This window comes from Burkholderia sp. Ac-20392, from assembly GCF_017104585.1.
Lineage (GTDB): Bacteria > Pseudomonadota > Gammaproteobacteria > Burkholderiales > Burkholderiaceae > Burkholderia > Burkholderia lata.
Genome location: NZ_JAAGPB010000556.1, coordinates 1 through 5,251, shown reverse-complemented (window position 1 = coordinate 5,251; position 5,251 = coordinate 1). Strand labels below are relative to the sequence as shown.

The 5,251-nt window shown below is 69.5% G+C and carries 3 protein-coding genes; all 3 read right to left on the bottom strand.

From position 1 onward, the window contains the following. On the bottom strand, positions 1–1,098 hold a 1,098-nt coding region (locus tag G3N99_RS34380), incomplete at its 3' end, for a tetratricopeptide repeat protein (RefSeq protein WP_206124597.1). Then, on the bottom strand, positions 1,095–3,341 hold the full coding sequence (locus tag G3N99_RS34375; protein WP_206124596.1) for a tetratricopeptide repeat protein: 2,247 nt from the start codon (positions 3,339–3,341) through the stop codon (positions 1,095–1,097). The genes G3N99_RS34375 and G3N99_RS34380, both read right to left, overlap by 4 nt. Before the next feature lie 42 nt (positions 3,342–3,383). After that, positions 3,384–5,251, bottom strand: a 1,868-nt coding sequence (locus G3N99_RS34370; RefSeq protein WP_206124595.1) for a tetratricopeptide repeat protein, incomplete at its 5' end; no start/stop codon positions are given.

Below are 5,251 nucleotides of genomic sequence, written 5' to 3'. Positions count from 1 at the left end.
CGCATGCGGGCCCGTCAGTGCCAGCGCCGCGTCGTAATCGGCGAGCGCGTCGTCGAACCGGCCGAGCGCGCGCAGCGCGGCCGCGCTGTTGCGGCGCGCGTCGATATCGTCGGGATTGCGCGCCAGCGCTTGCGCGTAGGCCTCGGCAGCTTCCGCATGACGTTCGAGCCCGAGCAGCGCATTGCCGCGCCCGACCCACGCCGCGACGTTGCCGCGATTGAGCGCAAGCAGCCGGTCGCAGCGCTTCAGCAATTCGTCGCGGGCGTGAAGCAGATCCAGCGCCACACAACTTGCGTACAGCAACTGCTCGTCTTTCGGCTGTCGTGCGAGCCCTTCGTCGAGACACGCGAGCGCGTCGGCCGGACGGCCGAGTTCGGTCATCACGACACCGCACGCGTAGACGAGTTCGGGCGTCTTGCCACGCACGACCATCGCGAGCTGATAGCTGTGCAACGCCTGCTCGCGATGGCCGAGTGCACGCAACGCATGCCCGCGTTCGATGTTCGCGGCGGCATCGCCCGGATCGAGCCGCAACGCGCGCTCGACGCTGATCAGCGCATCGGCAGGCCGTTCAAGCCAGCGCAGCGTCTCGCCGCGCTTGCGCCACGCCGCGACATGGGCCGGTTCCCGCACGAGTGCCCGATCGTAGGCCGTCAGCGCCGCGTCGTATTGCCCGAGCGCGAGCAGCGCATCGCCGCGCGCCGCATTCGACGGCGCATGGTCCGGATCGGCCGCGAGTGCGCGGTCGGCAAGCGCGAGCGCATCGCGATGGCGACCGACGCCCGTCAGCGCGGCCGCATGGTTCGCCAGATTCCATGGCTGGTTCAGCCCGAACCCCATCGAGCGCGCGATCAGCGGCTCCGCCCGTGCAGGATCGCCGAGCTGCAGATACACGAGACCCAGCAAGTGCAGCGCCTCGACATGGTCGGGCGCCATCGTCAGCACGCCTTCGTAGAGCCGTCCCGCCCCCGCGAAGTCGCGCAGTTCGAGCCGCGCGCGCGCCTGGCGCAGCGCATCGTCGAGCACCGCGCGCATTGGCGCGGCGGTTGCGCCAGGTCCGACGCCGGTCAACGGAGCACCCTCGCGGCGCGCACTCATTGCACGCCGCCGCCGACGACGAGTGCCGGCAACCCGGCTGCGATCCGCTCGACGACGGGCGCCCACTGCCCGCCCTCGGGCTGGCGGAAGAGTCGCGCGGACGGATACCACGGGCTGTCGTCCCGCTCGAGCAGCCAGCGGAAATCGGGCGTATGCGGAATCATCAGCGCAAGCGGCCGGCCGAGTGCGCCGGCGAGGTGCGCGACGGACGTATCGACGCTGACGATGCCATCCATCAGCGCAGTCAGCGCCGCTGTATCGGCGAAGTCCGCGAGGTCGTCGCCGACGAAGCGGACCGCGCTCGCGTCGAGCACCGGGCGATCTTCGTCGCGGACCACCTTCTGCAGGCTGATCCATTCGTAACGGTCGTCGAACAGCGGCAGCAGATCCGCGAGCGTCATCGAGCGGTTGCGGTCGTTCAGGTGCAGCGGATTGCCGGACCACACGAGACCGATCCGCGGTCGCGTCGCTGCGCCGAGCCGTTCGCGCCATTGCTCGACACGCACGGGGTCGGCAGCAAGATACGGAGCGCCGGCGGGAATCGACGCCAGGTCGGTACGGAATTCGAGCGGCAGGCTCAGCAGCGGGCAATGCAGGTCGAACGGCGGCAGCGGCTCGCCGCGCGCGACGAGCGTATCGACGCCGACGAGCGTCGCGAACAGCGCCTTCAGCTCGACCGGCGCTTCGAGCACGACGCGTGCACCGAGCGCTTTCACGAGCGGGACATAGCGGCAGAACTGCAGCGTGTCGCCGAGCCCCTGTTCCGGGTACAGCAGGATCGTCTTGCCGTCGAGCGGCATCCCGTGAGTCCAGCGCGGCTGCGCGAACGTGCGCCGGCTCGCATCGAGCTGCGTATCGCGCCAACGCCATTCATACTCGGCCCAACCCGCTTCGAAATCGCCGATCGACAGGCACAGGAACGCACGCATGCAGTGCGCGAGCACGTAGTCGGGATCGATCTCGATCGCGTCCGCATAGGCCTGCCGCGCGGCGTCGTGCTGCCGCAGCGCACGCAGTGCGTTTGCTTGATGAAAATGCGCAAGCTTGTCGCGCGGCGTCGCCTCGATCACGCGCGCGAAATCGTCGAGCGCGGCCTCGTAGCAGTGCGTCTCGAGCTGCACGCGGCCGCGCGTGAACCAGGCGGGCACGTAGCCCGCATCGAGCGCGAGCGCGCGGTCGCACATGTCGCGTGCATCGTCGTGACGTTCGATGCGCATCAGCGCGCTCGCGTAGTTGCACAGCACGCCGGTGCTGCGCGGTTCCGCGTCGAGTGCACGCGCATAGCTGTCGGCCGCGTCGCGATAGCGTTCCAGGTGGCTGGCCGCGTTGCCGCGGTTCGCCAGTGCCCGCGCGTGGCGCGGATCGATCGCGAGCACGCGGTCGCAGCGCACGAGCGCTTCGTCGTGCCGGTCGAGCAGCTCGAGCGCGATCGAGCTGTTGAAGATCGCATCGATGAAAGTCGGGCTCGCCGCGATCGCCGCGTTGAAATCCGCGAGCGCGCGCTCGGGATCGTGCAGATCGAGATACGCGACACCGCGCAGGAACAGCACTTCGGCGTTGCCGGGCGTCTGAGCGAGCGCGTAGCCGTAGCTGTCGACTGCATCGCGGAAGCGGCCGAGTTCGCGCAGCGCGAGGCCGCGTCCGCGCATCGCATCGAACGAACGCCCGGCCAGCGCGATCGACCGATCGCAATCGGCAAGCGCTTCGTCGTGACGGCCGAGCGCGCGCAGCATGTCGCTGCGCTTCACATAGCCGTCGGCAAAACCGGGCGTCAGCTCGAGCAGCCGATCGTAGACCGTGCATGCGTCGTCGTAGCGGGCGAGCTGACCGAGCAGGCCCGCGCGCTGAAACAGCACGCGCTGATGAACCGGGTTGATCGCGAGTGCTTCGTCGAGACGCACGAGCGCGTCGTGCTCCCGCCCGAGCCCGGTCAGCACCGCCGCGTAATTCGCGAGCGCGAGCGGCACCGGCCGATGCTCGATCGAGCGCCGCATCAGCGGCTCGGCATCGTCGAGCCGCCCTTGCTGGAAGCGCACCGCGCCGAGCAGGTGCAGCGCCTCCGGATGCTCGGGATCGAGCGTCAGCAATTCGGTATACGCGTGCTCCGCATGCTGCAGCGCGCCCTCGTGGTGCGCTTTGCGCGCGCGCAGGAGCAGCCGTTCGAGTTGCGCGGTATCGGGCGGACGGCGATCCGGCGCGACCGGCGCGCTCGCGAGTGTCGTCCCTTCCCCGTTCGGTGTCATCGTATGGCCCCCACTTGTCGCTGTTGGTATCGCGTGTCGTGTCTAACGTGTCATCGGCACGATCGCGGCACGCACCGCGTCGATCGCGCCTGTCCAGTCCCCCGGCACGGCCTGCCGGAACAGCCGCGCGGACGGATACCACGGGCTGTCGCCGCGCGTGCGCATCCAGCGCCACTCCGCCGGATCGGGCAGCAGCACCCAGACCGCGCGGCCCAGCGCGCCCGCCAGATGCGCGACGGCGGAATCGACCGCAATCACGAGATCCAGCGCGCCGATCAGCGCGGCCGTGTCCGCGAAGTCGCCGAGTTCGTCGTCGACGCGACGCACCGGCGCATTCGCGAGCAGCGCCTCGTCGCGTTCGCGCACGGGCTTTTGCAGACTGATCCAGTCGACGTCGAGATCGAACAACGGCGCGAGCCGCGAGAAATCGATCGACCGGTTGTGATCGTTCCGGTGCTCCGGATTGCCGGCCCATGCGATCCCGATCCGTGGCCGGCGCCGCTCGCCGAGCAGCGCGTCCCACTGGCGCGTGCGCTGCGGGTCGGCATGCAGATAGGCGCCGGCATGCGGAATCGTGGTTTCGTCGGTGCGAAACGCATGCGGCAGGCTCAACAACGGGACCTGGCAGTCGAACGCCGGCAACGGTTCGCCGCGCGCAATCACGTGGGCAGCGCCGGACAGCGACGCCATCAGCGCGCGCAGTTGCGGCTGCACCTCGAACACGACCCGCGCGCCACGTGCGGCCACCAGCGGCACATAGCGGCAAAAATGCAGCGTGTCGCCGAATCCTTGCTCCGCGTGAATCAGCACCGTCCGGCCGTCGAGCGGCGTGTCGCCCTGCCACGCCGGCTGCGTGAACGGCCGGTAGTGCCGCGCAAGCTGCGCATCGCGCAGCCGCCATTCATACTCGGGCCAGCCGCGCGCGAAATCGCCTTCGATCAGATACAACGACGCACGTGCGAAATGCGCTTCGGCGTAGTCGGGTTGCAGCGTGATCGCGCGGTCGTACGAGGCAAGCGCATCGTCCGTGCGCGCCGTTTCGAAATGCAGGTTGCCGCGGTTGAGCCAGTTCGTCGCGTGATCGGGGCGCAGTGCGAGCGCACGGTCGAGCGACGCCATCGCTTCGTCGTAGCGATGCAGATCCTGCAGCACGCTGCTGCGGTTGGTCCACGCTTCGGCGAACCGCGCGTCGCGCGCAAGCGCGGCGTCGTAGCTGGCCAGCGCGTCGTCGTAACGCTTCAGGTAACGCAACGCGGTGCCGCGATTGCACAACGTCTCCGCCGAGTGCGGATCGAGCGCCAGCGCACGCGCGTACGCAGCCAGCGCGTCATCGTGGCGCTTGAGCTGCAGCAGCGCATTGCCGCGGCTCGCGTGGGCGCGGACATGATCCGGATCGACACTCAGCACGCGCTCGCAGCGGGCGAGCGCTTCGTCCGCGCGGCCGAGCCGTTCGAGCGCGACCGCGCTGTTGTAAAGCACGTCGATCCGCGCGGGATCGGCAGCGATCGCTTCATTGAACGCGTCGAGCGCCTCGCCCGGCCGATCGAGATCGATCAGCGTGCGACCGCGCTCGGCCATGATCGCGGCCATGCCGGGCCGGATCGCGTTGGCGCGCTCGAAGCACTGCAGCGCATCGGCCGGCCGCCGCAGCTCGCGCAGTACGAGGCCGCGGTTGAACCACGATTCGAACGAACGCGGGTCGACCATCAGCGCGCGATCGTAGGTATCGAGCGCCTCGTCGAAACGACTCAACGCGCGCAGCGCGCTGCCGCGATTGCAAAGCGCATCGAGCACCAGCGGCGACACCGCGAGCGCGCGGTCGAACGACGCCAGCGCCTCGTCAGGGCGGCGCAGCCCGAGCAGCGTGTTGCCGCGGCGCACGAGCGTCTGCACGTCGTCGGGCGTCGCTC

Coding starts and splice junctions, on each gene's coding strand:
- G3N99_RS34375 (WP_206124596.1), bottom strand. CDS start 3,341: ATGACACCGAACGGGGAAGGGACGACACTCGCGAGCGCGCCGGTCGCG.